The 23,607-nt window shown below is 68.3% G+C and carries 20 protein-coding genes; 14 read left to right on the plus strand and 6 right to left on the minus strand.

Features of this window, described 5'->3' with window-relative positions:
• Window positions 1–74 precede the first annotated feature (74 nt).
• The 8 genes from R9B84_RS14050 to lnt all read left to right on the plus strand — a co-directional run bounded on the left by R9B84_RS14050 (window position 75) and on the right by lnt (window position 8,456).
• A complete protein-coding gene (locus R9B84_RS14050; protein WP_423758393.1) occupies window positions 75–1,007 on the plus strand; it encodes a LysR family transcriptional regulator in 933 nt (310 codons plus the stop codon).
• A 218-nt stretch (window positions 1,008–1,225) separates the two neighbouring features.
• Complete coding sequence (miaB, locus tag R9B84_RS14055) at window positions 1,226–2,599, plus strand: tRNA (N6-isopentenyl adenosine(37)-C2)-methylthiotransferase MiaB (protein ID WP_423758394.1); 1,374 nt, start codon at window positions 1,226–1,228, stop codon at window positions 2,597–2,599.
• Window positions 2,600–2,628: 29 nt separating this feature from the next.
• On the plus strand, window positions 2,629–3,672 hold the full coding sequence (locus R9B84_RS14060; RefSeq protein WP_423758395.1) for a PhoH family protein: 1,044 nt from the start codon (window positions 2,629–2,631) through the stop codon (window positions 3,670–3,672).
• Between the two features lie 142 nt (window positions 3,673–3,814).
• Window positions 3,815–4,597, plus strand: a complete 783-nt coding sequence (ybeY, locus tag R9B84_RS14065) for an rRNA maturation RNase YbeY (protein WP_423758396.1) — start codon at window positions 3,815–3,817, stop codon at window positions 4,595–4,597.
• A 12-nt stretch (window positions 4,598–4,609) separates the two neighbouring features.
• Complete coding sequence (locus R9B84_RS14070) at window positions 4,610–5,242, plus strand: gamma-glutamylcyclotransferase (protein WP_423758397.1); 633 nt, start codon at window positions 4,610–4,612, stop codon at window positions 5,240–5,242.
• A 70-nt stretch (window positions 5,243–5,312) separates the two neighbouring features.
• A complete protein-coding gene (locus tag R9B84_RS14075) occupies window positions 5,313–5,462 on the plus strand; it encodes a hypothetical protein (RefSeq protein ID WP_167347841.1) in 150 nt (49 codons plus the stop codon).
• A 362-nt stretch (window positions 5,463–5,824) separates the two neighbouring features.
• Window positions 5,825–6,712, plus strand: coding sequence for an HlyC/CorC family transporter (locus R9B84_RS14080; protein WP_423758398.1), 888 nt, complete (start codon window positions 5,825–5,827; stop codon window positions 6,710–6,712).
• Between the two features lie 52 nt (window positions 6,713–6,764).
• The gene (gene lnt, locus R9B84_RS14085) at window positions 6,765–8,456 is read left to right on the plus strand and encodes an apolipoprotein N-acyltransferase (RefSeq protein ID WP_423758399.1); all 1,692 of its coding nucleotides are present in this window, start codon (window positions 6,765–6,767) and stop codon (window positions 8,454–8,456) included.
• Between the two features lie 78 nt (window positions 8,457–8,534).
• Here the strand turns inward: lnt and R9B84_RS14090 are convergent, their stop codons facing one another.
• Window positions 8,535–10,187: a hypothetical protein gene (locus tag R9B84_RS14090; RefSeq protein ID WP_423758400.1), complete on the minus strand. Its 1,653-nt coding sequence runs from the start codon at window positions 10,185–10,187 to the stop codon at window positions 8,535–8,537.
• A 318-nt stretch (window positions 10,188–10,505) separates the two neighbouring features.
• Between R9B84_RS14090 and glyQ the strand changes: the two genes are divergently transcribed.
• The 5 genes from glyQ to R9B84_RS14115 are packed head-to-tail and all read left to right on the plus strand — an operon-like array spanning window position 10,506 to window position 15,948.
• Window positions 10,506–11,510, plus strand: a complete 1,005-nt coding sequence (gene glyQ / locus R9B84_RS14095; RefSeq protein ID WP_011885965.1) for a glycine--tRNA ligase subunit alpha — start codon at window positions 10,506–10,508, stop codon at window positions 11,508–11,510.
• 22 nt (window positions 11,511–11,532) lie between these two features.
• Complete coding sequence (glyS, locus tag R9B84_RS14100; RefSeq protein ID WP_423758401.1) at window positions 11,533–13,632, plus strand: glycine--tRNA ligase subunit beta; 2,100 nt, start codon at window positions 11,533–11,535, stop codon at window positions 13,630–13,632.
• 10 nt (window positions 13,633–13,642) lie between these two features.
• A complete protein-coding gene (gene gmhB, locus R9B84_RS14105) occupies window positions 13,643–14,206 on the plus strand; it encodes a D-glycero-beta-D-manno-heptose 1,7-bisphosphate 7-phosphatase (RefSeq protein ID WP_423758402.1) in 564 nt (187 codons plus the stop codon).
• Between the two features lie 43 nt (window positions 14,207–14,249).
• Complete coding sequence (locus R9B84_RS14110; RefSeq protein WP_262536359.1) at window positions 14,250–15,014, plus strand: lysophospholipid acyltransferase family protein; 765 nt, start codon at window positions 14,250–14,252, stop codon at window positions 15,012–15,014.
• A 46-nt stretch (window positions 15,015–15,060) separates the two neighbouring features.
• Window positions 15,061–15,948: a M48 family metallopeptidase gene (locus R9B84_RS14115; RefSeq protein WP_423758403.1), complete on the plus strand. Its 888-nt coding sequence runs from the start codon at window positions 15,061–15,063 to the stop codon at window positions 15,946–15,948.
• Window positions 15,949–16,054: 106 nt separating this feature from the next.
• Here the strand turns inward: R9B84_RS14115 and gloA are convergent, their stop codons facing one another.
• Window positions 16,055–16,444, minus strand: coding sequence for a lactoylglutathione lyase (gene gloA, locus R9B84_RS14120; protein ID WP_065499218.1), 390 nt, complete (start codon window positions 16,442–16,444; stop codon window positions 16,055–16,057).
• A 343-nt stretch (window positions 16,445–16,787) separates the two neighbouring features.
• Between gloA and R9B84_RS14125 the strand changes: the two genes are divergently transcribed.
• Window positions 16,788–17,723 (plus strand): DMT family transporter, encoded by a 936-nt coding sequence (locus R9B84_RS14125; protein ID WP_423758404.1) that lies wholly within the window; start codon window positions 16,788–16,790, stop codon window positions 17,721–17,723.
• A 103-nt stretch (window positions 17,724–17,826) separates the two neighbouring features.
• Here R9B84_RS14125 and rsmA read toward each other — a convergent pair whose 3' ends face one another.
• Genes rsmA through R9B84_RS14145 form a run of 4 tightly spaced genes read right to left on the minus strand, consistent with a single transcriptional unit; the run spans window position 17,827 to window position 23,472 of the window.
• Window positions 17,827–18,654, minus strand: a complete 828-nt coding sequence (gene rsmA, locus R9B84_RS14130) for a 16S rRNA (adenine(1518)-N(6)/adenine(1519)-N(6))-dimethyltransferase RsmA (protein ID WP_047898982.1) — start codon at window positions 18,652–18,654, stop codon at window positions 17,827–17,829.
• Between the two features lie 49 nt (window positions 18,655–18,703).
• Window positions 18,704–19,690 carry a 4-hydroxythreonine-4-phosphate dehydrogenase PdxA gene (gene pdxA / locus R9B84_RS14135; protein ID WP_047898983.1) on the minus strand — a complete coding sequence of 329 codons (987 nt, stop codon included), beginning with the start codon at window positions 19,688–19,690 and terminating at the stop codon, window positions 18,704–18,706.
• An 11-nt stretch (window positions 19,691–19,701) separates the two neighbouring features.
• Complete coding sequence (locus tag R9B84_RS14140) at window positions 19,702–21,060, minus strand: peptidylprolyl isomerase (RefSeq protein ID WP_423758405.1); 1,359 nt, start codon at window positions 21,058–21,060, stop codon at window positions 19,702–19,704.
• Between the two features lie 51 nt (window positions 21,061–21,111).
• Window positions 21,112–23,472, minus strand: coding sequence for an LPS-assembly protein LptD (locus tag R9B84_RS14145; protein WP_423758406.1), 2,361 nt, complete (start codon window positions 23,470–23,472; stop codon window positions 21,112–21,114).
• Window positions 23,473–23,607 lie beyond the last annotated feature (135 nt).

Genomic DNA, 23,607 nt, shown 5'->3' on the forward strand with positions numbered 1-23,607 from the left:
ATTGTCCCGAAGATGCCTATATTTGATAATTGGCGTGGCATTTGAACCATTTTCAAAAATTTCTGGAAAATCGAATGGATCGACTGGGCGATATCCGGCTGTTCGTCGAGGCGGCGGAACTGGGCAGCCTGTCCGCGGCCGGGCGCAAGCTGAACCTCACGCCGGCCGCCGCGAGCGCGCGCCTCGCAAAGCTCGAGGCAAAGACCGCTACACGGCTTTTCGAACGCTCGACGCGGCAGTTGCGGCTCACCGACGAGGGCCGGCTGTACCTGAACTGCTGCCGTCAGGCGCTGCAGGCGCTCGACGACGCGGACGCGATGCTGCAGGAAGGCCGCAACGTCGTCCGCGGCAAGGTCCGGCTGTCGTCGACGTCCGATTTCGGCCGCAACCAGTTGCTCGACTGGCTCGGCGAATTCACGACGCGCCATCCGGACGTCACGTTCTCGCTGACGGCGTCCGATTCGTCGTCGAACCTGTGGCAGGACGAGATCGACCTCGCGATCCGCTTCGCCGCGCCGCCCGACGGCGCGCTGATCGCCCGCCGGCTCGCGACGAACCGGCGCGTACTGTGCGCGGCGCCGTCGTTCGTCGAACGCCACGGCATGCCGGCCGATCCGCACGATCTGGCCCGCTTTCCGTGCAACGTGATCACGATCGCGTCCGGCCCGATGAACGTCTGGCACTTCACGCGCGGCGACGAGGTGCAGATCCACCGGGTGCCGGTCGCGACCGCGTTCGAAACCAACGACGGCGGCCTCACGCGCGAATGGACGCTGCGTGGCCACGGCATTGCGCTGAAATCGCTGTGGGACATCGCCGACGACGTCCGCGCGGGCCGGCTGCGCGTGCTGCTGCCCGACTGGCGGCACCAGGACGCGCCGCTGCACGCGATCTATCACAGCAAGCGCTACATGGCGCTGCGGGTGCGCGTGCTGCTCGACTTCCTCACCGAACGCTTCGCACGCGAAGAAGCCGCGCTCGACGACCTGCTGAGCGCGTGCCGCTGACAGTCAGCCAGCGCACCGCCCTTCAAGGGTCGGAACGTGACGATCGACGTCGCGCGGCCGCAACCCGCCGCCCGCCCGGGGCAGCGCGAAAAGCTATAATGGAAGGCTTTCCCGACGGCTTTTCATGCTCGATGCGCGCAACCTGCGTGCAGCGCACGGCCGTCCCGATTCACTCTTGACGACGCCCCCAGGTCAACCACTGCGAACGGCGAATCCCCATGACCAAGAAAGTTTACGTAAAGACCTTCGGCTGCCAGATGAACGAGTACGACTCGGACAAGATGGTGGACGTGCTCAATGCCGCCGAAGGCCTCGAAAAGACCGACACGCCCGAAGACGCGGACATCATCCTGTTCAACACGTGCTCGGTGCGTGAAAAGGCGCAGGAGAAGGTGTTTTCCGATCTCGGCCGCGTGCGCGAACTGAAGGAAGCGAAGCCCGGCCTGCTGATCGGCGTCGGCGGCTGCGTCGCGAGCCAGGAAGGCGCGTCGATCGTGTCGCGCGCGCCGTACGTCGACCTCGTGTTCGGCCCGCAGACGCTGCACCGCCTGCCGCAGATGATCGACGCGCGCCGCGCGAGCGGCCGCGCGCAGGTCGACATCACGTTCCCCGAAATCGAGAAGTTCGACCACCTGCCGCCCGCGCGCGTCGAGGGGCCGAGCGCGTTCGTGTCGATCATGGAAGGCTGCTCGAAGTACTGCAGCTACTGCGTGGTGCCGTACACGCGCGGCGACGAAGTGTCGCGCCCGCTCGACGACGTGCTGACCGAAGTGGCCGGCCTCGCCGACCAGGGCGTGCGCGAAGTCACGCTGCTCGGCCAGAACGTGAACGCGTATCGCGGCGCGCTGACGGCCGGCGCGTCCGAGATCGCCGATTTCGCGACGCTGATCGAATACGTCGCCGACATCCCCGGCATCGAGCGGATCCGCTACACGACGTCGCACCCGAAGGAATTCACGCAGCGCCTGATCGACACCTACGCGAAAGTGCCGAAGCTCGTGAGTCACCTGCACCTGCCCGTCCAGCACGGCTCCGACCGCATCCTGATGGCGATGAAGCGCGGCTATACGGTGCTCGAATACAAATCGGTGATCCGCAAGCTGCGTGCGATCCGCCCCGACCTGTCGCTGTCGACCGACATGATCGTCGGCTTCCCCGGCGAGACCGAGGACGATTTCGACAGGATGATGGCGCTCGTGCACGAGATGAGCTACGACACGAGCTTCTCGTTCATCTACAGCCCGCGCCCCGGCACGCCGGCCGCGAACCTGCACGACGACACGCCGCGCGAAGTGAAGCTCAAACGCCTGCAACATCTGCAGGCGACCATCGAGGAAAACGTCGCGCGCATCAGCCAGTCGATGGTCGGGAAGGTCGAGCGGATCCTCGTCGAGGGCCCGTCGCGCAAAGACCCGAACGAACTCGCGGGCCGCACCGAGAACAACCGGGTCGTGAATTTCCCGGCGCCGCTCGCGTCGCACCCGCGCCTGATCGGCCAGATGATCGACGTGAAGATCAACCATGCGTACCCGCATTCGCTGCGCGGCGAGCTCGTGCTCGTCAGCGACGACGCGAGCGCGGCCACCCACTGACCGACGCATCACCGGAGCCCGACGCCACTTTGAAGCCCGCCCAACCCCTGGAATTCATCGCGCCGCGCGACGACAACGCGCGCCTCGCCAATCTCTGCGGCCCGCTCGACGAAAACCTGCGGCAGATCGAACAGGCACTCGACGTCACGCTCGCGCGGCGCGGCCACCGGATCACGATCCGCGGGCGCGGCGCCAAGCTCGCGCTCGCGGCGCTCGACAACTTCTACAACCGCGCGCGCGATCCGCTGTCGGTCGACGACATCCAGCTCGCGCTGGTCGAAGTGCGCCACACCGCCGGCAACGGCCGCGAGAACACGCTCGACGTGCGCTTCCGCGGCGACCCCGACCATCCGTTCGACGAGCCTGTCGTGCAGCTCGACGACGAGGCGCTCGAAGAGCAGGGACCGAAGCTCTACACGCGGCGCGCCGACCTGCGCGGCCGCACGCCTGCGCAGCGCGAATACCTGAAGCAGATCCTGTCGCACGACGTCACGCTCGGCATCGGGCCGGCCGGCACCGGCAAGACCTACCTCGCGGTCGCGTGCGCGGTCGACGCGCTCGAGCGAGACCAGGTCAAGCGGATCGTGCTGACGCGCCCGGCCGTCGAGGCCGGCGAGCGGCTCGGCTTCCTGCCGGGCGACCTCGCGCAGAAGGTCGACCCGTACCTGCGTCCGCTGTACGACGCGCTGTACGACCTGCTCGGCTTCGACAAGACGGCCAAGATGTTCGAGCGCCAGATGATCGAGATCGCGCCGCTCGCGTACATGCGCGGCCGCACGCTGAACCACGCGTTCATCATCCTCGACGAGGCGCAGAACACGACGCCCGAGCAGATGAAGATGTTCCTCACGCGGATCGGCTTCGGTTCGAAGGCGGTCGTGACCGGCGACACGAGCCAGGTCGACCTGCCGCGCGGCCACAAGAGCGGCCTCGTCGAGGCGCAGCAGGTGCTGAGCGGCGTGCGCGGCATCGCGCTCACGCGTTTCACGAGCGCGGACGTCGTCCGCCATCCGCTCGTCGCGCGCATCGTCGAGGCATACGACGAGTTCCACGCGCAGCATCAGGACGGCTGACCGGCCGGCGGCGCCCGCGCGCTGCCCCGGCCTGCCGGCCCGGCCCGCCAGACGGCGCGCCGGGCTTTTTTTCGCCCGCGCGAATTCGGGTGCGATCGGCCGTTTGGTGTATCCTCAACGCGTTCCAATCGCCGCACGCGTCATGAAATCCTCCCGTTCTCGCAAGTCCGGGCGCGCCCAGTCCGCCGCGCCCGAATCCCCCCGTCTTTCGCTGTTCGATGCGAAGGGCAAGGCCCGCACCGTCAACGCGCAGGGGCTGCGAATCGACTTCCCGGATGGCCGCAGCCTGATGTTCGACCTGTCGGGCAGCTCGGGGGAAGCAGCCGTCGCGATCGTCGCGCAGCACAACGATCCGGCGATGCGCGCGAAGCTCGCGCTGCAACCCGAGCACTACGACAGCGTGACGCTGCACGTGGGCGCCGAGCCCGCGCCGCGCGAAGACGAAATCGAAATCGAAGACGCATTGCGCGAGCCTGAACTCGACCTGTCCGTGCAGTACGGCGACGAAATCACGAGCGACGTGCGCAAGGCGCTGCCCAAGCGCAAGCTGATCGCCGAATGGATCGAGCCGGCGCTGTTCGCCGGCGCGCAACTCACCGTGCGCTTCGTCGGCGAAAACGAAGGCCGCACGCTGAACGCCGGCTACCGCCACAAGGACTACCCGACCAACGTGCTGACCTTCGCGTACGACGCGGCGCCCGACGGCACCGTGATCGGCGACCTCGTGCTGTGCTGCCCGGTCGTCGAGAAGGAAGCGCACGACCAGGGCAAGCCGCTCACGGCCCATTACGCGCACCTGCTGGTGCACGGCGCGCTGCACGCGCAGGGCTACGACCACGAGACGAGCGACGAGGACGCGGCCGAAATGGAAGCGCTCGAAGTCGACATCCTCGCGAAGCTGGGTTTCCCGAACCCGTACCAGTAAGTCGGCCGCACGATGCGCAACGCCGTGATGCTCCCGCCCGCCTACCCGCCGTCGATCGGCGACGGGCGGCTGCTGACGGAAGACGAACTCGCGGCGTCGCTCGCGCACACGATGCGCGACTGGGACGGCCGGCAGGACCTCTGGCTGTTCGGCTATGGCTCGCTGATCTGGAACCCGGGGTTGCCGACCGTCGCCGCCGTGCGCGGCAAGGTGCACGGCTACCATCGCGGGCTCTACCTGTGGTCGCGCGTGAACCGCGGCACGCCCGAACGTCCGGGCCTCGTGCTCGCGCTCGATCGCGGCGGTTCGTGCTCGGGCATCGCGTTCCGGCTCGCGGGCCCGACCGCGCAGCCGCACCTCGAAACGCTGTGGAAGCGCGAAATGCCGATGGGTTCGTACCGGCCCGCGTGGCTGCCGTGCTCGCTCGAGAACGGCGAACGCGTGAACGCGCTCGCGTTCGTGATGCGCCGCGACGCGCCGACCTATACGGGCAAGCTGTCCGACCCCGTCGTGAAGGAAGTATTCAGTTGCGCGGCCGGCCGCTACGGCACGACGCTCGACTACGTCAGCCGCACGGTCGACGCGCTGCGCGCGAGCGGCATTCCCGATCGCGCGCTGGAAGGGCTGCTCGCGCGATGCCGGTGACGCAACCCGACGCCGGGCTTGCCGCCACGCGAAGCCGCGCCGCCTGCTCAATCGAACCAGGACGCTACCGATGAAACCTTCACGCTGGTCGCGCTGCAAGCTCGCCGCGCTGCTCGTCGCCGCGAGCGTCGCGCTGTCCGGCTGCGGGATATTCGGCTGCGGCGGCGCCGCGAGCAACGGCGGGGCAGCCGGCGGCTGCTCGGCCGGCATGCGGTTCTGAGCGCCCCCAGACCTGTCGCTTCGCGCCAGCCCCCCCGACGGCCCGGCGTTTTCTTGAGAGCCGCGCGCCGGGCGCGATCGCATGCGGCAGATTGCCGCCGGCGTCGGCCGGCCGGTCGCCTTTCCGCGTCGCGCCTGCCCGCCCTTTCCATACCCGATTTTTGCCGCTGCTGCGCCGCCGCCCTTTTATGAGATAGGATGGATGCGAGGACGTTGTCGCGCCCGGCGCGGCCGTCCGCGAGCGGGGCTCGCGCGGACGCGCACCTTGGCCGGGCGGCCGGGGTGACACGGTCGCGTCGTGCCCTTGGTGTATCCTTGCCTACTCCGTGACAGCGCGCCCCGGCATGACCCGGGCGCACCACCATGAACGATTCGTATCCCAGTCGTAAGCCAACCGACAAACCGCAAGAAAAGCGCTCGCTCCTCGAGCGCCTGACCGACTTCATCTCGCCCGAGCCCGAATCCCGCGGCGAGCTGCTGGAAATCCTCCAGGACGCCCACGAACGCAACCTGATCGACGCCGATTCGCTGTCGATGATCGAAGGCGTGTTCCAGGTATCCGACCTGTGCGCCCGCGACATCATGGTGCCGCGCGCGCAGATGGACGCGATCAACATCGCCGACAAACCCGAAGATTTCATCCCGTTCGTCCTCGAAAAGGCGCACTCGCGCTACCCGGTGTTCGAGGAGAACCGCGACAACGTGATCGGCGTGCTGCTCGCGAAGGATCTGCTGCGCTTCTACGCCGAAGAAGAATTCGACGTGCGCGGGATGCTGCGCCCGGCCGTGTTCATTCCCGAATCGAAGCGCCTGAACGTGCTGCTGCACGACTTCCGCGTGAACCGCAACCACCTCGCGATCGTCGTCGACGAATACGGCGGCGTCGCGGGCCTGATCACGATCGAGGACGTGCTCGAACAGATCGTCGGCGACATCGAGGACGAATACGACTTCGACGAGGAAGCCGGCAACATCATCGCGGGGCCGGACGGCCGCTACCGCGTGCGCGCGCTCACCGAGATCGAACAGTTCAACGAGGCGTTCGGCACCGATTTCCCCGACGACGAAGTCGACACGATCGGCGGCCTGATCACCCATCATTTCGGACGCGTGCCGCACCGCGGCGAGAAGCTGCAGCTCGGCAACCTCATGTTCGAGATCCAGCGCGGCGATGCGCGCCAGGTTCATGTGCTGCTGGTGCGCCGCAATCCGCACGTCAGCCGTCGCGCCGAAACCTCGCACGAGGACTGACCGTCCCGCGCCGGCCGCGTCTCCTTCAACCGCTCGCCCACTTCCGCTTCACATGGACGATCCGATCCTGTCCCGCCCGGCTGGCGGCCTGCTCGCGCCGGTACCCGGCCGCGCGCTGCCGCGCTGGCACTACCCGGCCGCGCTGCTCGCCGGCGCGGCCAATACGCTCAGCTTCGCACCGACCCCGCACGGCGGCTGGCTGCAGCTCGTCGTATTCGTCTGGTTTTTCGCGCAACTGACGCGCACGTCGAGCTGGCGCGGCGCCGCGCTCACGGGCGGCGCGTTCGGCTTCGGCAACTTCATCAGCGGCATCTGGTGGCTCTACATCAGCATGCACGTGTACGGCGAGATGGCCGCGCCGCTCGCGGGCGGTGCGCTCGTGCTGTTCTCGCTGTACCTGTCGCTGTACCCGGCGCTCTCGGCCGGGCTGTGGTCGTTCTGCGCGGGCCATGCGTGGCATCGCCGCGGCCCCGACCCGCGGCCGTTCTCGCCGACCTGGCACGGCGCGTTCGCGTTCGCGAGCGCGTGGGCCTTCGGCGAGTGGCTGCGCGGCACGCTGTTTACCGGCTTTCCGTGGCTCGCGAGCGGCTACTCGCAGGTCGACGGCCCGTTCGCGGGCTTCGCGCCGGTGGTCGGCGTGTACGGAATCGCGTGGGTGCTCGCGCTGTTCGCCGCGCTGGTCGTGCAGTCGCTCGCCGCCGCGCGCCCGTCGCCCGCGCGTGACAGCGGCGCCGGAGGTAACGCGCGGGGGCGCATCGCCGCGCCGGCCGGTATCGCCGTCGCGCTCGTCGCGGCCGGCCTCGGGCTGTCGCAGGTCACGTGGACCGTGCCCGCGAACGCGCCGCTCACGGTGCGGCTGCTGCAGGGCAACGTGAAGCAGGACATCAAGTTCGAGCAGGAAGGCATCGACGCGGCAATCAAGATGTACCAGCAGATGATCGTCGAGAAGCCCGCCGACCTGATCGTCACGCCCGAGACCGCGATCGCGGTAATGATCCAGGAATTGCCCGAGCCGTTCGCGGTCGCGATCCGCAAGTTCAGCGACACGACGGGCTCCGCCGTGCTGTTCGGCGCGGTCGGCGCGTCGGTGACCGAGGACGGCCGCTACGTCGACTATACGAACAGCCTGTACGGCGTGACGCCGAACTCGCGCGACATCTATCACTACGACAAGCACCACCTCGTGCCCTTCGGCGAATTCATCCCGTGGGGCTTCCGGTGGTTCGTCAACCTCATGAAGATGCCGCTCGGCGACTTCGCGCGCGGCGCGCCGGTACAGAAGCCCTTCCTCGTGCACAACCAGCCCGTGATGGCCGACATCTGCTACGAGGACTTGTTCGGCGAGGAAATCGCCGCGACGATCCGCGACAACCCGCAACCGCCGGGCGTGCTCGTCAACGTGACGAACCTCGCGTGGTTCGGCGACACGATCGCGCTCGACCAGCACCTGCAGATCGCGCGGATGCGCTCACTCGAAACGGGCCGGCCGATGCTGCGCTCGACCAACACCGGGATGACGGCCGCGATCGACGCGCAGGGGCGCGTGCTCGGCCAGTTGAAGCCGTTCACGATCGGCTCGCTCGACGTGCGGATCGAAGGCACGAGCGGCTTCACGCCGTATGTGACGAGCGGCAACGCCGCCGTGCTCGCGGTGTCGTTCATCCTGCTCGCGTTCGGCTTCACGTTCGGGCCGAGGCTGCGCCGGCGCAACGGCCGGAAGAACGGCGACGATCAGCAGGCATGACGTAACAGGCGGCCGCCGCGCGCCGCGTGGAGGCCGCCGCTGTGCGACGCGGCCCGTGACCGCAAAGCGGCCGGCTGCTCAGGCTTGCCGGGCCGATCGATCCGATTGTGCCGGCTGCGCGGCCAGGCACCGCAGATCGCGGCGCACCTCCTCCATCACCGGTTCCCACGCGCCGAACGTCGGCTGCCGGTACAGCGTCGCGGTCGGATACCACGGGCTGTCCTTGCGTTCGAGCAGCCACGGCCAGTGCGGATTCACGTCGAGCAGCACCCAGGTGCGCGCACCGAGCGCGCCCGACAGGTGCGCGACCGACGTGCACACGGTGATCACGAGATCCAGCGCGCCGATGAACGCGGCCGTATCGTCGAAGCTCTTCAGTTCCGCCGTGAAGTCCTCGATCGCGAAGCCGGCTGCGCGCGCCCCCGCGACATCCGCGTTCGCGCCCGGCTGCAGCGAATAAAACGCGGCGTCGATCCCGCGGAACGCGTCGACATAACGCGCGAGCCCGACGCGCCGGAACGGATTGCGCTGGTGGCCCGCGCTGCCCGTCCACACGAGCCCGACCTTCAGCCGGCGGTCGCCTGCGAGCCGCGTGCGCCACGCATCGCGCGCCTCCGGATCGGCCCGCAGGTACGGCACCGACGACGCAAGCGTCGACGCTTCCAGGTCGAGCATCAGCGGCAGGCCGATCAGCGGCACTTCGTAATCGAATGCGGGCAACGCATCGACGCCGCCGCCCGCACCGAACGCGTCCGCCTGCGCGCCCAGGCTGCGCTGCATCAGCGTGCCCACCTGCGGGAACGTATTCCACGCGAGCCGGCCGCCCTCGCGATGCACGCGCTCGGCGAGCGGCGTGACGAACCGGCAGAACTGCAGCACGTCGCCGAGCCCCTGCTCGCCCCATACGAGCAGCGTCTTGCCCGCGAGCGGCTCGCCCTGCCAGCGCGGGCCCGGCAGCGCCGGCCGGCGGCCGCGCAGCTCGCCCGCGCCGTCCCAGCGCGCCTCGTGGCCGCGCCAGCCGGCCGCGTAGTTGCCGCGCACGAGCTGGATGATCGCGAGGTTGAAACCGAACGACGCGTCGTCGGGCGCCAGCTCGCACGCGCGCGCCGCATGACGCTCGGCGTCATCCCAGCGCTGCGCCTCCTTCATCGCCATCGCGACGTTGTTCATCGCGAGCGCGTTGTCGGGCGCGAGATCGGCGAGCCGCGCGGCGCACGCGAGCGCACCGTCGAGGTCCTGCATTGCGAGCCGCGCGACGACGAGGTTGATCCACGCCTGCACGTCGCGCGGATCGGCGTTCACGGCCGCGTCGAGCAGCGCGATCTCCTCCGCGCGGTCGCCGCCCGACAGCCGCAGCGCGATCGCGAGGTTGTTGCGCAGCGACGGCCAGCCGGCATCGGCTGCCAGCGCCGCGCGGTAAGGCGCGACGGCATCCGCGTGACGGCCGGCCATCTGCAGCGTGTAGCCGTGATTGAAGTGCGCGGCCGCGCCCGGCTGCACGCGCGCCGCGCATTCGGCGAGTGCGAGCGCGTCGGCCGTGCGCTGCCGCGCGACGAGCGTCGCCGTCAGCTGCGCGAGCGCCTCGGCGTCGACCGCATGCAGATGGCCGGCAGCGGCGAGCCACTGATCGTGCGCGGCGCGCTCGCCGCGTGCCTGCGCATCGGCGGCCCGCCCGAGCAGCGCGAGGAACGGCGGAAGCAGCGGAATGAGGATGTCGGTCGAATCGTCCATGCAATCGGAGTCGGCAAGCGGTGACGCGGCACGCGTCGCGCGCCGCAATACGCGCATCTTAACGCCCGTGCGAAGGGCGCGGCACACGCGTCGCAACGGGCCGCACGCGGCCGCGCGGCGCGCACGGGCCACGCATGCACAGGCCGCAGGAAGCGGGCCGGCGGCGCCGTTGCCCGCGTTCCGGCCGCATCCGGTCGCCGATCCGGTAAAATTACGCGTTTCAGCACACTAACAAGCCGCGCCGCCGCGCGAGCCGACCCTCCGGGCCCCGCCCGGAGCGCCGCCCGCAACGGAGCGCCAGCGCCACGAAGGCTCTTCATGCTTACGTTTCAGCAAATCATCCTGACGCTGCAGTCCTACTGGGACAAGCAGGGTTGCGCCCTGCTCCAGCCCATCGACATGGAAGTCGGCGCGGGTACGTCGCACGTCCACACGTTCCTGCGCGCGGTCGGCCCCGAGCCGTGGCGCGCCGCGTACGTGCAGCCGTCGCGCCGCCCGAAGGACGGCCGCTACGGCGAAAACCCGAACCGCCTGCAGCACTACTACCAGTACCAGGTCGTGCTCAAGCCGGCGCCGGAGAACATCCTCGACCTGTACCTCGGCTCGCTCGAAGCGCTCGGCTTCGACCTGCAGCAGAACGACGTGCGCTTCGTCGAGGACGACTGGGAAAACCCGACGCTCGGCGCATGGGGCCTCGGCTGGGAAGTGTGGCTGAACGGGATGGAAGTCACGCAGTTCACGTATTTCCAGCAGGTCGGCGGCCTCGACTGCAAGCCCGTGCTCGGCGAGATCACGTACGGCCTCGAACGCCTCGCGATGTACCTGCAGAAGGTCGAGAACGTGTACGACCTCGTGTGGACCGAGTGGGAAGAGCAAGGCCCGAACGGCCCCGAGCTGCGCCGCCTGTCGTATGGCGATGTGTACCACCAGAACGAGGTCGAGCAGTCAACCTACAACTTCGAGCATGCGAACGTCGACCTGCTGTTCACGTTCTTCAACAGCTACGAAGCGGAAGCGAAGAAGATGATCGACGCGCAGCTCGCGCTGCCCGCGTACGAACTCGTGCTGAAGGCCGGCCACACGTTCAACCTGCTCGATGCGCGCGGCGCGATCTCGGTAACCGAGCGCGCAGCGTACATCGGCCGCATCCGCGCGCTGTCGCGTCTCGTCGCGCAGGCTTACTACGACTCGCGCGAGAAGCTCGGCTTCCCGATGCTCGGCAACCCGCCGGGCGTGCCGGGCCTCACCACCGATGCCCAGGACGCCGCGCAGCCGGCATGGGCGCCGCCGCTCAAGGTCGAACGCAAGATCGACCAAGACTGACGAGACGAGATTTATTCCAAACATGACGCACAATCATCCCGCCCCCCTGCTCGTCGAACTGCTGACCGAAGAGCTGCCGCCGAAGGCCCTCGCACGCCTCGGCGACGCATTCGCCGAAGGTCTCGCGCAACGCCTCGCGGCGCGCGACCTCGTCGAAGGTGAACTCGTGTTCGAACGCTACGCCACGCCGCGCCGCCTCGCCGTCGTCGTGCAGAACGTGCGCGCCGTCGCGCCTGACAAGCAGGTCCGCGACAAGGTCCTGCCCGTGTCGGTCGCGCTCGACGCCGAAGGCAAGCCGACGGCCCCGCTCGCGAAGAAGCTCGCGGCGCTCGGCCACCCGAACCTGTCGATCGCCGATCTCGAGCGCGCGCAGGACGGCAAGGCCGAAGCGTTCTTCATCAACTATTCGGCAGCCGGCGCGACGCTCGCCGACGGCCTGCAGGCCGCGCTCGACGAAACGCTCGCGAAGCTGCCGATCCCGAAGGTGATGACGTATCAGCGCCCGGACGGTTCCGACGTGCAGTTCGTGCGCCCGGTGCATCGCCTGACGGTGCTGCACGACGATCGCATCGTGCCCGTCACCGCGTTCGGCATCGACGCCGGCGACACCACGCTCGGCCACCGCTTCCTGTCCGACGGCCTCGTCGCGATCCAGCATGCGCGCGCCTACGCCGACACGCTGCGCGACAAGGGCCGCGTGATCGCGCACTTCGCCGATCGCCGCGAAACGATCCGCACGCAACTGAACGAACACGCGAACGGCGACACGGTCGTGATGCCCGAATCGCTGCTCGACGAAGTGACGTCGCTGGTCGAATGGCCGGTCGTGTACCCGTGCCGCTTCGAGGACGAATTCCTGCAGGTGCCGCAGGAATGCCTGATCCTGACGATGCAGACGAACCAGAAGTATTTCGCGCTGACCGACGTCGGCGGCAAGCTGCGCTCGCGCTTCCTGATCGTGTCGAACATCGAGACGAAGACGCCGGGCGAGATCATCGAAGGCAACGAGCGCGTCGTGCGCCCGCGCCTCGCCGATGCGAAGTTCTTCTTCGAGCAGGACAAGAAGAAGCCGCTCGCCGACCGCGTGCCGCAACTCGCGAACGTCGTCTATCACAACAAGCTCGGTTCGGCGCTCGCGCGCGTCGAGCGCCTCGAGGCGCTGGCCGGCGAGATCGCACCCGCGATCGGCGCCGACGCCGCGCACGCGAAGCGCGCCGCGCGCCTCGCGAAGGCCGACCTGCTGACCGACATGGTCGGCGAATTCCCGGAACTGCAGGGCACGATGGGCACGTACTACGCGCGCCACGACGGCGAAGCCGACGACGTCGCGCTCGCGTGCGCCGAGCACTACCAGCCGCGCTTCTCCGGCGACGCGCTGCCGACCACGCCCGTGTCGACCGCCGTCGCGCTTGCCGACAAGCTCGAGACGATCGTCGGCATCTGGGGTATCGGCCTCGCGCCGACCGGCGAGAAGGATCCGTTCGCGCTGCGCCGTCACGCGCTCGGCGTGCTGCGTCTGATGCTCGAGAAGCAGCTGCCGCTCGATCTCGTCTCGCTGCTGCGCACGGCCTACGCGCGCTTCGAAGGCGTGCCGGGCGTCGCCGAATCGACCGATGCGATCTTCGCGTTCTTCATGGATCGCCTGCGCGGCCTGCTGCGCGAGCGCGGCTATTCGGCCGGCGAAATCGACGCGGTGCTGAGCCTGAACCCGACGCGCGTCGACGATCTCGTCGCACGCCTCGACGCGGTGCGCGAATTCACGCACCTCGCGGAAGCCGAAGCGCTCGCGGCCGCGAACAAGCGGATCTCGAACATCCTGAAGAAGTCGGAAGGCGGCGCGAACGGCACGGTGCAGCCGGCGCTGCTCGTCGAAGCCGCCGAGAAGGCGCTGCACGAACAGCTCGCGGCCGTGACGCCGCACGTGCAGTCGCAGCTCGAGGCGCGTGCATACACGGGCGCGCTGTCGGCGCTCGCCGCGCTGCGCGCGCCGGTCGACACGTTCTTCAACGACGTGATGGTCAACGCGGAAGATCCCGCGCTGCGCGCGAACCGTCTCGCGCTGCTGTCGGCGCTGCACCTGCAGATGAACTGCGTCGCCGACATCTCGAAGCTCGCCGCATAAGGGCCGCACGATGCCGACCAGCCCCAACCGAAAGCTCGTCGTCCTCGACCGGGACGGCGTGATCAACGTCGATTCGGATGCGTTCATCAAGACGCCCGACGAATGGATCGCGCTGCCCGGCAGCTTCGAGGCGATCGCCCGGCTCAACCACGCGGGCTATCGCGTGGTCGTCGCGACCAACCAGTCCGGCATCGGTCGCGGGCTGTTCGACATGGCCGCGCTCAACGCGATGCACCTGAAGATGCATCGCGCGGCGGCCGCGGTCGGCGCGCGCATCGACGCGGTGTTCTTCTGCCCGCACACGGCCGAGGATCACTGCGACTGCCGCAAGCCGAAACCCGGCATGATGCAGATGATCGCCGAGCGCTTCGAGATCGATCCCGATCACACGCCGGCCGTCGGCGATTCGCTGCGCGACCTGCAGGCCGGTGTCGCGGTCGGCTTCCAGCCGCACCTCGTGCTGACCGGCAAGGGCAAGAAAACGCTCGCCGCGGGCAATTTGCCGCCCGGCACGAAGGTCCACGACGACCTGCGCGCGTTTGCGCTCGATTTCCTTTCACACGAACACGAGTGATGCGGCTGCCGCGCGCATCCTCCCTAACACCAGACTCACGCCGATGCGCTTCGTCCGCTCCCTGCTGCTGCTGATCTACTTCATCCTGTACACGGTGCCGTACGCCACCGCGTGCTTCATCGCCTTCCCGTTCATGCGCCCCGACGCGCGCTACTGGATGGCGGCCGGCTGGTGCAAGTCGACGCTGTGGGTCGTACGCTGGCTGAACGGCATCCGCTACCGGATCGAAGGGATGGACAACCTGCCCGACGGCCCGGCCGTGCTGCTGTCGAAGCACCAGTCCGCGTGGGAGACGCTCGCGTTTCCGGCGCTGATGCCGAAGCCGCTCTGCTACGTGTTCAAGCGCGAGCTGCTGTACGTGCCGTTCTTCGGCTGGGCGCTCGGGCTGCTGCACATGGTCAACATCAACCGCAAGGAAGGCAAGAACGCGTTCAATTCGGTGATCCGCCAGGGCAAGAAGCGGCTGTCGGAAGGCGCATGGATGATCATGTTCCCCGAGGGCACGCGCACGCCGGTCGGCAAGCAGGGCAAGTACAAGACGGGCGGCGCGCGCTTCGCGATCGAAACCGGCACGCCCGTCGTGCCGATCGCGCACAATGCAGGACGGGTGTGGCCGCGCAACTCGTTCATGAAATTCCCGGGCGTGGTGACGGTGTCGATCGGCAAGCCGATCGATTCGACCGGCCTCACACCCGATGCATTGAACTCGCAGGTCGAAGCATGGATCGAAGCGGAAATGCGCCGCATCGATCCCGATTCCTATCGCCAGGCAGGCAATGCCGGCACACGCGATGCCGCGCGCGTCTGAATCCCCCGGGTTGCAGCCGTTGCGCACGACAAAAAGAAGCGAACTGATGAAACAGCGTCCGCGGCCACGGCCAGCCGTCGTGGCTCTCGATCATCGCCAGATGGATCTGCCGCTCTTCGACGGGCCGGCCGCCGCACCGTCGGCGCCCGCCACGCCGCCGGCGCCGCCTGAAGCGGCGCCCGCCGCACCGCTCGATCCGGGCCCGGCGCCCGACCGCTCGCGCGTGCGCACGTTCGCACTCGACAGCCGCGTGCTCGAATACCGCCTGAAGCGCTCGGCGCGTCGCACGATCGGCTTCACGATCGACGGCAGCGGGTTGTCGATCACCGCGCCGCGCTGGGTCACGCTCGCCGACATCGAGGCCGCGATCTCCGAGAAACAACGCTGGATCTTCGCGAAGCTCGCGGAGTGGAAGACGCGCACCGAGCAGCGCGCGCTGCCGCAGATCGACTGGCGCGACGGCGCGCAGCTTCCGTATCTCGGCAAGACGGTGACGATCGCGCTCGGCGCGGGCGCCGTCGGGTTCGACGCCGATGCGCTGCGGCTCTCGCTGCCGCTGCCCGCACAGGCCGACATGCAGCAGATCAAGGATCGCGTGCAGGGCTGGCTGCAGGGCGAGGCGAAGCGGATCTTCGGCGAACGACTCGCGGTCTACGCGGAAATGCTCGGCGTCACGTATTCGATGTACGCGCTGTCGTCGGCCGCGACGCGCTGGGGCAGTTGCTCGAGCGACGGCAAGATCCGCCTGAACTGGCGGCTGATCCATTTCCCGATGTCGATCGTCGACTACGTCGTCGCGCACGAACTGTCGCACCTGCGCGAGATGAACCACAGCCCGGCCTTCTGGCAGACCGTCGAATCGATCTTCCCCGAGTTCCGCGAAGCGCGGCACACGCTCAAGCATCACCCGCCCGAGCTGCTGCCGTCGCTGTAACGCGCAGCATTGCCCGTCAACGCAAACGGGCGATGCGGGTCACCCCGCACCGCCCGTTCGACCCGCCGCCGCGCGCATCGCGCGCCGCGGCCCGTTCATCCGGCGCTCAGTGCGCCTTCTTCTGGATGAACTCGATCTTGTAGCCGTCCGGATCCTCTACGAAGGCGATCACGGTCGTGCCGTGCTTCATCGGGCCGGCTTCGCGCGTGACCTTGCCGCCTTGCGCCTTGATCTTGTCGCAGGCCGCGTAGGCATCCTCCACCGCCACTGCCAGGTGGCCGAAGCCGTTGCCGAGATCGTAGGACGGCGTATCCCAGTTGTGGGTCAGCTCGATCACGGTGCCCGTGCTTTCGTCTTCGTAGCCGACGAACGCGAGCGTGAACTTGCCTTCCGGATAATCGTCGCGACGCAGCAGCTTCATGCCGAGCAATTCGGTGTAGAACTTGATCGAGCGGTCGAGATCGCCGACTCGCAGCATCGTATGCAGCAAACGCATGTTGTGTACTCCTGTGGGGACTTTCCAGAACCGGAAACTCTACCAGAGTCGGGTGAAACTCGTCGGGGGCGCCCAGTCGGAGTGGCCGATACGGAGCATGGATCCGATACGCGCGAGCGCGGGTACGCCGGCAGAACCGGCCGCGCTCGACGCGCCCCCTTCGGGCCGGCCGATCGGGTAACATCCTTCCACTTCGCACCAAAAGCGGGCATGCGGCCCGCCACCCGAACGCGACCACCCTCCCGACCAGCCACACTGCCGTGCGAAACCGCCGATTCGAGCGCGCCGGACGCGCCGCCCGCCTGATCTCGTTGCCACCGTATCGAATCAGCGAGGCCCGCCGATGACCACGCTTGCCGTCACACCCATGCGCCGCGCGCTCGACCTGCGCGCCGTCGGCCTGATGCTGCTGCTGTGCGCGATCTGGGGCTTCCAGCAGGTCGCGATCAAGAGCACGAACGCCGCCATCGCGCCGATGTTCCAGGCCGGACTGCGCTCGGTGATCGCCGCGATGCTGCTGTGGGGCTGGGCCCGCGCGCGCGGCACGCCGCTGTTCCGCGCGGACGGCACGTTCGGCGCGGGCCTCGCGGCCGGCGCGCTGTTCGCCGGCGAATTCGTCTGCGTGTTCTTCGGGCTGACGCTGACGAGCGCGTCGCACATGGCGATCTTCCTGTACACGGCGCCCTGCTTCACCGCGCTCGGCCTGCACCTGTTCGCGCCGGGCGAACGGCTGCAGCGCACGCAGTGGGCCGGCGTCGGCCTCGCGTTCGCCGGCATCGCGCTCGCGTTCGCGGACGGCTTCCTGAAGCCGCGCGCGCCGGGTGCATCCGTGCTGGCGGGGCTGGCCGGCGACGCGCTCGGCATTCTCGGCGGCGCGATGTGGGCCGCGACGACGGTCGTCGTGCGCTCGACGGCGCTCGCGCGCGCCAGTGCGAGCAAGACGCTGTTCTACCAGCTCGCGGTGTCGGCGGTCGTACTGGTCGCGCTCGCCGCGCTGTTCGGGCAGGTGTCGTTCGCACACGTCACGCCGATCGCAGTAGCGAGCCTCGCGTACCAGTCGGTGATCGTCGCGTTCGTCAGCTACCTGTCGTGGTTCTGGCTGCTGACGCGCTACAGCGCGTCGCGGCTGTCCGTATTCACGTTCCTGTCGCCGCTGTTCGGCGTCGCGTTCGGCGTGCTGCTGCTCGGCGAATCGGTCGGCTGGCGCTTCATGTCCGCGGCCGCGCTCGTGCTGACCGGCATCGCGCTCGTCAACGCGCCGCCGCGCCGGCGGGCGTGACGGCGGGCGGCAGCCAGACATGCGCAACATGCCCGCGCAATAAAAAAGGCTGCCCCGCGGGGCAGCCTCATCGCAACATCCGGTCCGGCTCGCGCTACGCGCGTTACCCGGCCTTGCGCACCGCCGCGAGCGCCTGCGCGACACCGACGTATTCAGCCACGCTCACGTCCTCCGCACGGCGCGCGAGATCGAAGCCGAGCGCATCGAAATCGATCGTCTCGCGATAGTCGCCGAGCGTATTGCGCAGCATCTTGCGGCGCTGCGAGAACGCGGCGGTGACGATTTCGCCGAGCAGCACCGGATCGACGTCCGGCAGTTCGTGCGGCTCGTACGGAATCATCCGGACGATCGCCGAATCGACCTTCGGCGGCGGCTGGAACGATTCCGGCGGCACGTCGAGCATCTTTTCCATCACGTAGCGGTACTGCAGCATCACCGACAGCCGCGAAAACGCCTTCGTGCCCGGCTCCGCGACCATCCGCTCGACGACTTCGTTCTGCAGCATGAAATGCTGATCGATGACCACGTCGGCGAACGTCATCAGGTGAAACAGCAGCGGGCTGGAAATGTTGTACGGCAGGTTGCCGACGATCCGCAGCGACGGCTTGTCGCCGGGCGCCGCGAGCGAACCGAAGTCGAACGCGAGCGCGTCGCCCGCGTGCAGTTCGAGCAGCGCGCCGAAGCGCTGTTGCAGGCGCCCGATCAGGTCGCGGTCGAGTTCGACCGCATGCAGCGGCGACTCGGGCGTCGAGAGACGCTCGATCAGCGGCCCGGTCAGCGCGCCGAGCCCGGGGCCGATCTCGACCATGCGCTGGCCGCGCGCGGGACCGATCGTCGACACGATCGAATCGATCACGCCGTGATCGACGAGGAAGTTCTGCCCGAAGCGCTTGCGCGCGAAGTGGCCTTGGTGCTGTCTGCTGTTCGACATCGACTGAGTAAAACGAAAAATACGACGAATGGGGTGAGGTCGGGCCGCGTCAGGCCGCGCGGCGATGGCGCGCCATCGTGACGGCCGTATCGAGCGCGGCGACCATGCTGCCCGGATCGGCGCGGCCCGTGCCGGCCAGATCGAGCGCGGTGCCGTGATCGACCGACGTGCGAATGATCGGCAGCCCGAGCGTCACGTTGATGCCCTCGCCGAACGTCGCATACTTCAGCACGGGCAACCCCTGGTCATGGAACATCGCGAGCACGCAATCGGCATCGGCCAGATGGCGCGGCTGGAACAGCGTGTCGGCGGGATACGGGCCGCGCGCGTCGATGCCCTGCGCGTTCGCTCGGGCCAGCGCCGGCGAGATCACGTCGATCTCTTCGCGGCCGAGATAACCGTTCTCGCCCGCGTGCGGGTTCAGGCCCGTCACGAGGATGCGCGGCGCGGCCAGACCGAAGTCGCGCCGCAGGTCGCGATCGATGATCGCGAGCGTCTCGACGAGCCCGTCGATCGTCAGCGCGGCCGACACGTCCTTCAGCGGCAGGTGCGTGGTCGCGAGTGCGACGCGCAGCGGCTTGTCGCCGGTGCCCGCCAGCATCATCACGACACGCGGCGTATGCGTGCGCTCGGCCAGGTATTCGGTATGGCCGGTAAACGGCACGCCCGCATCGTTGATCGTGCTCTTCTGCAGCGGCGCGGTAACGATCGCGTCGTACCGGCCTGCCAGCGCGCCGTCGATCGCCGCGTCGAGCAAGTCGAGCACGTACCGGCCGTTCGCCGCGTCCAGCTTGCCTGCCTGCGCGGGAACGGCGAGCGCGCGATGCGCGACCGATACCTGCCCGCCGGCGAGCGTTGCCGGGTCGGCGCCGACCGCCGCCGCGCGCGCATCGAGCAGCGCCGCATCGCCGAGCACGGTGAAATGCGCGTCGGGCCAGCGCTGCGCGGCATCGCGCAGCGCCTGCACGGTCAGCTCCGGGCCGACGCCCGCGGGTTCGCCGGTCGTGATCGCGATCTGCAGCGCGGGCGTGGTCATCAGAAGCTCGTTCAGTTCGCCGGGCCGGCGCCGCCGATCTTGTACTGCACGTACGACGAGTCGCGCAGTTCGCGCAGCCAGTCGGCATACGCCTGCTCGGCCTTGCGCTGGCCGATCGCCTGACGCGCGATGTCCATCTGCTGCTGCACCGAGCCTTCCGCCTCGCGGCGGTTCAGCACCTGGATCAGGTGGTAGCCGTATTCGGTACGAACCGGCTGGCTGATCTGGCCGTCCTGCAGGTTGTTCATCGCACGCTCGAATTCCGGCACGGTTTCGCCTGGGCTGATCCAGCCGAGATCGCCGCCCTGCGACGCCGAACCGTCCTGCGAGTAGGTGCGCGCGAACTTCGCGAAATCGCCGCCGGCCTCGACCTGGTTGCGGATGTCGGCCAGTTGCTGGCGCGCCTGGCCTTCCGACTTGCCTTCACCCACGCGCAGCAGGATGTGGCGCACATGCGTCTGGACGATCTTCGGTGCCGCGGCGGTTGCGCCCTGGCTCTGGCGGCGGTCGACGAGACGCACGATCTCGAAGCCGTCCGGCACGCGGACCAGCGTCGGGTTGACCTGGCCCGGGCGCAGCTTCGATGCGGCATCGACGACCTCGGCCGGCAGCGCGCTCGGTGCCTTGAAGCCGAGATCGCCGCCCTTCTTCGCGTCGTTCGCTTCGGAGTTGTTCTTCGCGAGCCGCTCGAAATCGGCACCCGACTTCGCTTCCTGCAGCAGCGCGTCGGCCTTCTTCTGCGCGGCTTCGATGTCGGCCTGCGGCGCGTTGGTCGGCGCCTTGATGAAGATGTGCTGGAAGCGCAGGTCCTGCTGCTGCGCCGCGTTCGGCCCGCGCTGGCTCGCGATGTAGTTCGCGACTTCGGCGTCCGACACCGTGATCTTGCCGTCGACCTCGCGCTCGCGCAGCTTCGACAGCATCAGCTCGGTACGCGCATCGCTCGTGAAGATGCTCCAGGGCACGCCTTGCGACTCCAGACGCGCGCGGTACTGTTCGAGCGTCATCCCGTTCGCTTGCGCGAGACGCTGCAGCGTCGACTGCACGGTCGCGTCGTCGATGCGGATCCCGTCGTCCTTGGCCTTCTGCACCTGGATCCGCTCGAGCACCATCTGGTTCAGCACCTGCGCGCGCAACTGGTCGGCCGGCGGCACCGGCGCGTTCTGCTGCTGCAGCCGGCGCGCGATCAGGCCGACGCGCTGCTCGAGTTCGCGGCCCGTGATCACGTCGTTGTTGACGACCGCGACGACTTCGTCGGCGAGTTGCGCACCGTGCGAACCGAGCGCCTGCGCCGCGGCCGGCGCGGCGGCGAGCAGCGCGGCGGACGCGGCGAGGCTGGACACGACTGCCGCGAAACGAAGGGTTTTCTTCATTGCCACTGATACTCCATTGAAATCGTGCTGACCGGTGCAGACAAGCCGGCGTTACTCGTAGTTGCTGAAGCGGGACATCGGCGGCGGCGGCGGCGGCAACGGCGTGTAGCCCGGCACCCCGGCGCGGAATGCGGACACGAGGCCGTTGTCGATGGTCGACAAGCCCTTGAGCGTCAGTTGCATCATGAAGCGCGTCGACGAATTCTGCTGTCCCGACGAATTTATGCCGTTCGCAGCCCGCTGCACACCGACCCCGAGCGCCCAGCAATCCGCGTCGTATTGTAAGCCGAGCAGACCGTCGACCACGCGATCGGCGGCGAGATCGTAGTTGAAGCGGCCGATCGCATACAGGCGGCGCGTGAGCGGCCATTGCGCGGACACCAGGAACTGGTTGATCGGCTGGTTGTCGAGCGTGGTGTTCGCGCGCGTATAGCGATAGCCGACGTTGATCACGCGGCGCTCGCCCGGGCTGTAGCCGAAACCGACGCTCGACTTCACGAGCTGGTTGTTGTTCTGGTTGTACTGGAACGCCGTCTCCGACATGAAGCCCGAGCCGAGCTTCAGCGCGGCGCCGACGATCAGGTCCGAGTGGCGCGCCTGCGCCGCGGTCTGCCCGGAATTCAGCGTGACGCGCTGATCGGCGAAGTAGTACTGCTGCGCGATCACGAAGCGCGCACGCTCGTCGCCGGTGCGCGGATCGATGAAACGCGACGTGAGGCCGGCCGTGATCCGGTTCGCATCGGCGATCCGGTCGTTGCCGACGAACGTGTTCGGCTGGTAGATCTCCGCGAGGCCGAAGTCCGATTCCGCGGTGTCGAACAGCGGCGCGTTCGACTGGTCGCGGTACGGCGTGTACACGTAGTACAGGCGCGGCTCGAGGGTCTGGATGAAGTCCTGCCCGAACAGGCGCACCGAGCGGTCGAAGATCAGGCCCGAGTCGAAGGTCACGGTCGGGATCGACTCGGTGAAGCGCTTCGGATTGTTCGGCGTGCTCGCGGACAGGTGGCTCAGGTCGTACGACGCGAAGTGGTACTGGACCTTCGGCACGACGAAGTAGCCGGGGCCGTACACGCCGTACGCGATGTACGGGTTGAAGACGATCCGGTCGCCTTCGGTCGCATCGGCCGTCGTGATGCGGAACCGCGAATAATCGGCTTCCGCGCCGAAGTCGAAGCCGCCGACGTTGTACTTCGTGTACTTCACGTTCAACTGCGGCTCGCGGCTGTACGGCGCGATCGACGGCGGCAGCGTCTGCCAGTGCTGGTAACGCGCAAGCACCGACCACGGGCCGTTGTAGTACGTGAGGCCGGCTTCCTGCTGGTACAGCGTCTGCGTCCCGTTGACGAACTGGTTCGACGAACCGAGATCTTCCGGATACGTGTTGTCCGAGACCTTGTTGTAGTAGACGTAGCCGCCGAATCCGCCGCCGAAGTTCTGCTGGTGCTGCCAGTAGATCGCGTAGCGATCGCGGTGCGCGAGCCGGTCATTCGGCAGGTAATTGGCCGTAAACGTGCCCGAATACGACGGCGACAGGTAGCGGAACGTCGCTTCGGCCATCACGCCGCGCCGCGAGATGATGCGCGGCGTGAGCGTCAGGTCGCGGTTCGGCGCGATGTTGAAGTAATACGGCAGCGTCAGCTCGAAGCCGTTGCTCGAGTTCACCGAGAACGTCGGCGGCAGCAGGCCGCTGCGCCGCTCGCCCGACAGCGGGAACGTCATCCACGGGCTCGCGAAGATCGGCACGCCCTGGAAGAACAGCACGCCGTTGCGCGCGGTGCCTTCGTCGGCGCCCGTATCGAAATCGAAGCGGCTGCCCTTGATGTACCACGCGGGATTCGTCGAGCACTGGCACGCCGTGTACGTACCGTTGACGAACACCGAGCGCTCGTTGTCGACCATGTCGACGCGCTCCGCGCTGCCCGACCCGCCCGTCACGTTGAAGTGGTACTTCGGCGCCGTCATGAAGCCCTGGTTCGCCTCGATCTTCAGGTGCGCCTCGGGGCCCGCGAACGACGTGCCGCCATTGACCACCCTGACCTGGCCGTACGCATCGGCCATGTCGGTATCCTGATCGTAGTGGATCGCGTCGGCCTTCACGACGGCGTCGCCGCGCCGCAGTTCGGCCGAACCCTTCGCGGCCAGGTCCTGCTCGGCCGTGCCGCTCGTGTGGTCGGCAATCACGAAGGCAGCGGGCTTCGAGCCGTCCTTCAGCGGATGATCCTCGAGCTGGGGTGCGAGACGCAGATCCCACGGCGTGTCGAGCGGCTGCGGCTGCGCAGCCGCGCCCGACAGCTGCGCGTACGACACGGCCGGCACGAGGCCGGGCATGGCCAGGAGCGCGAGCGCGAGCCGCCGTTTGCGCGGCACCCCGTCACCGGGGAAAACATTCGGGAATAGCGGTTTGGGCGGCATCTATCGTTTGGCGAATCGCCCCTTGTCAACCGCGCCTGCACGGCACATTCGCGCACGGCGGGCCGCGCCGTCGAACCGCGACTGCGGCTGAGCGCAAACCGGGGAGGCGATCGGGCGGACGGCGCGACAGGCAGC

The organism is Burkholderia sp. NLJ2, from assembly GCF_049487195.1.
Lineage (GTDB): Bacteria > Pseudomonadota > Gammaproteobacteria > Burkholderiales > Burkholderiaceae > Burkholderia > Burkholderia pyrrocinia.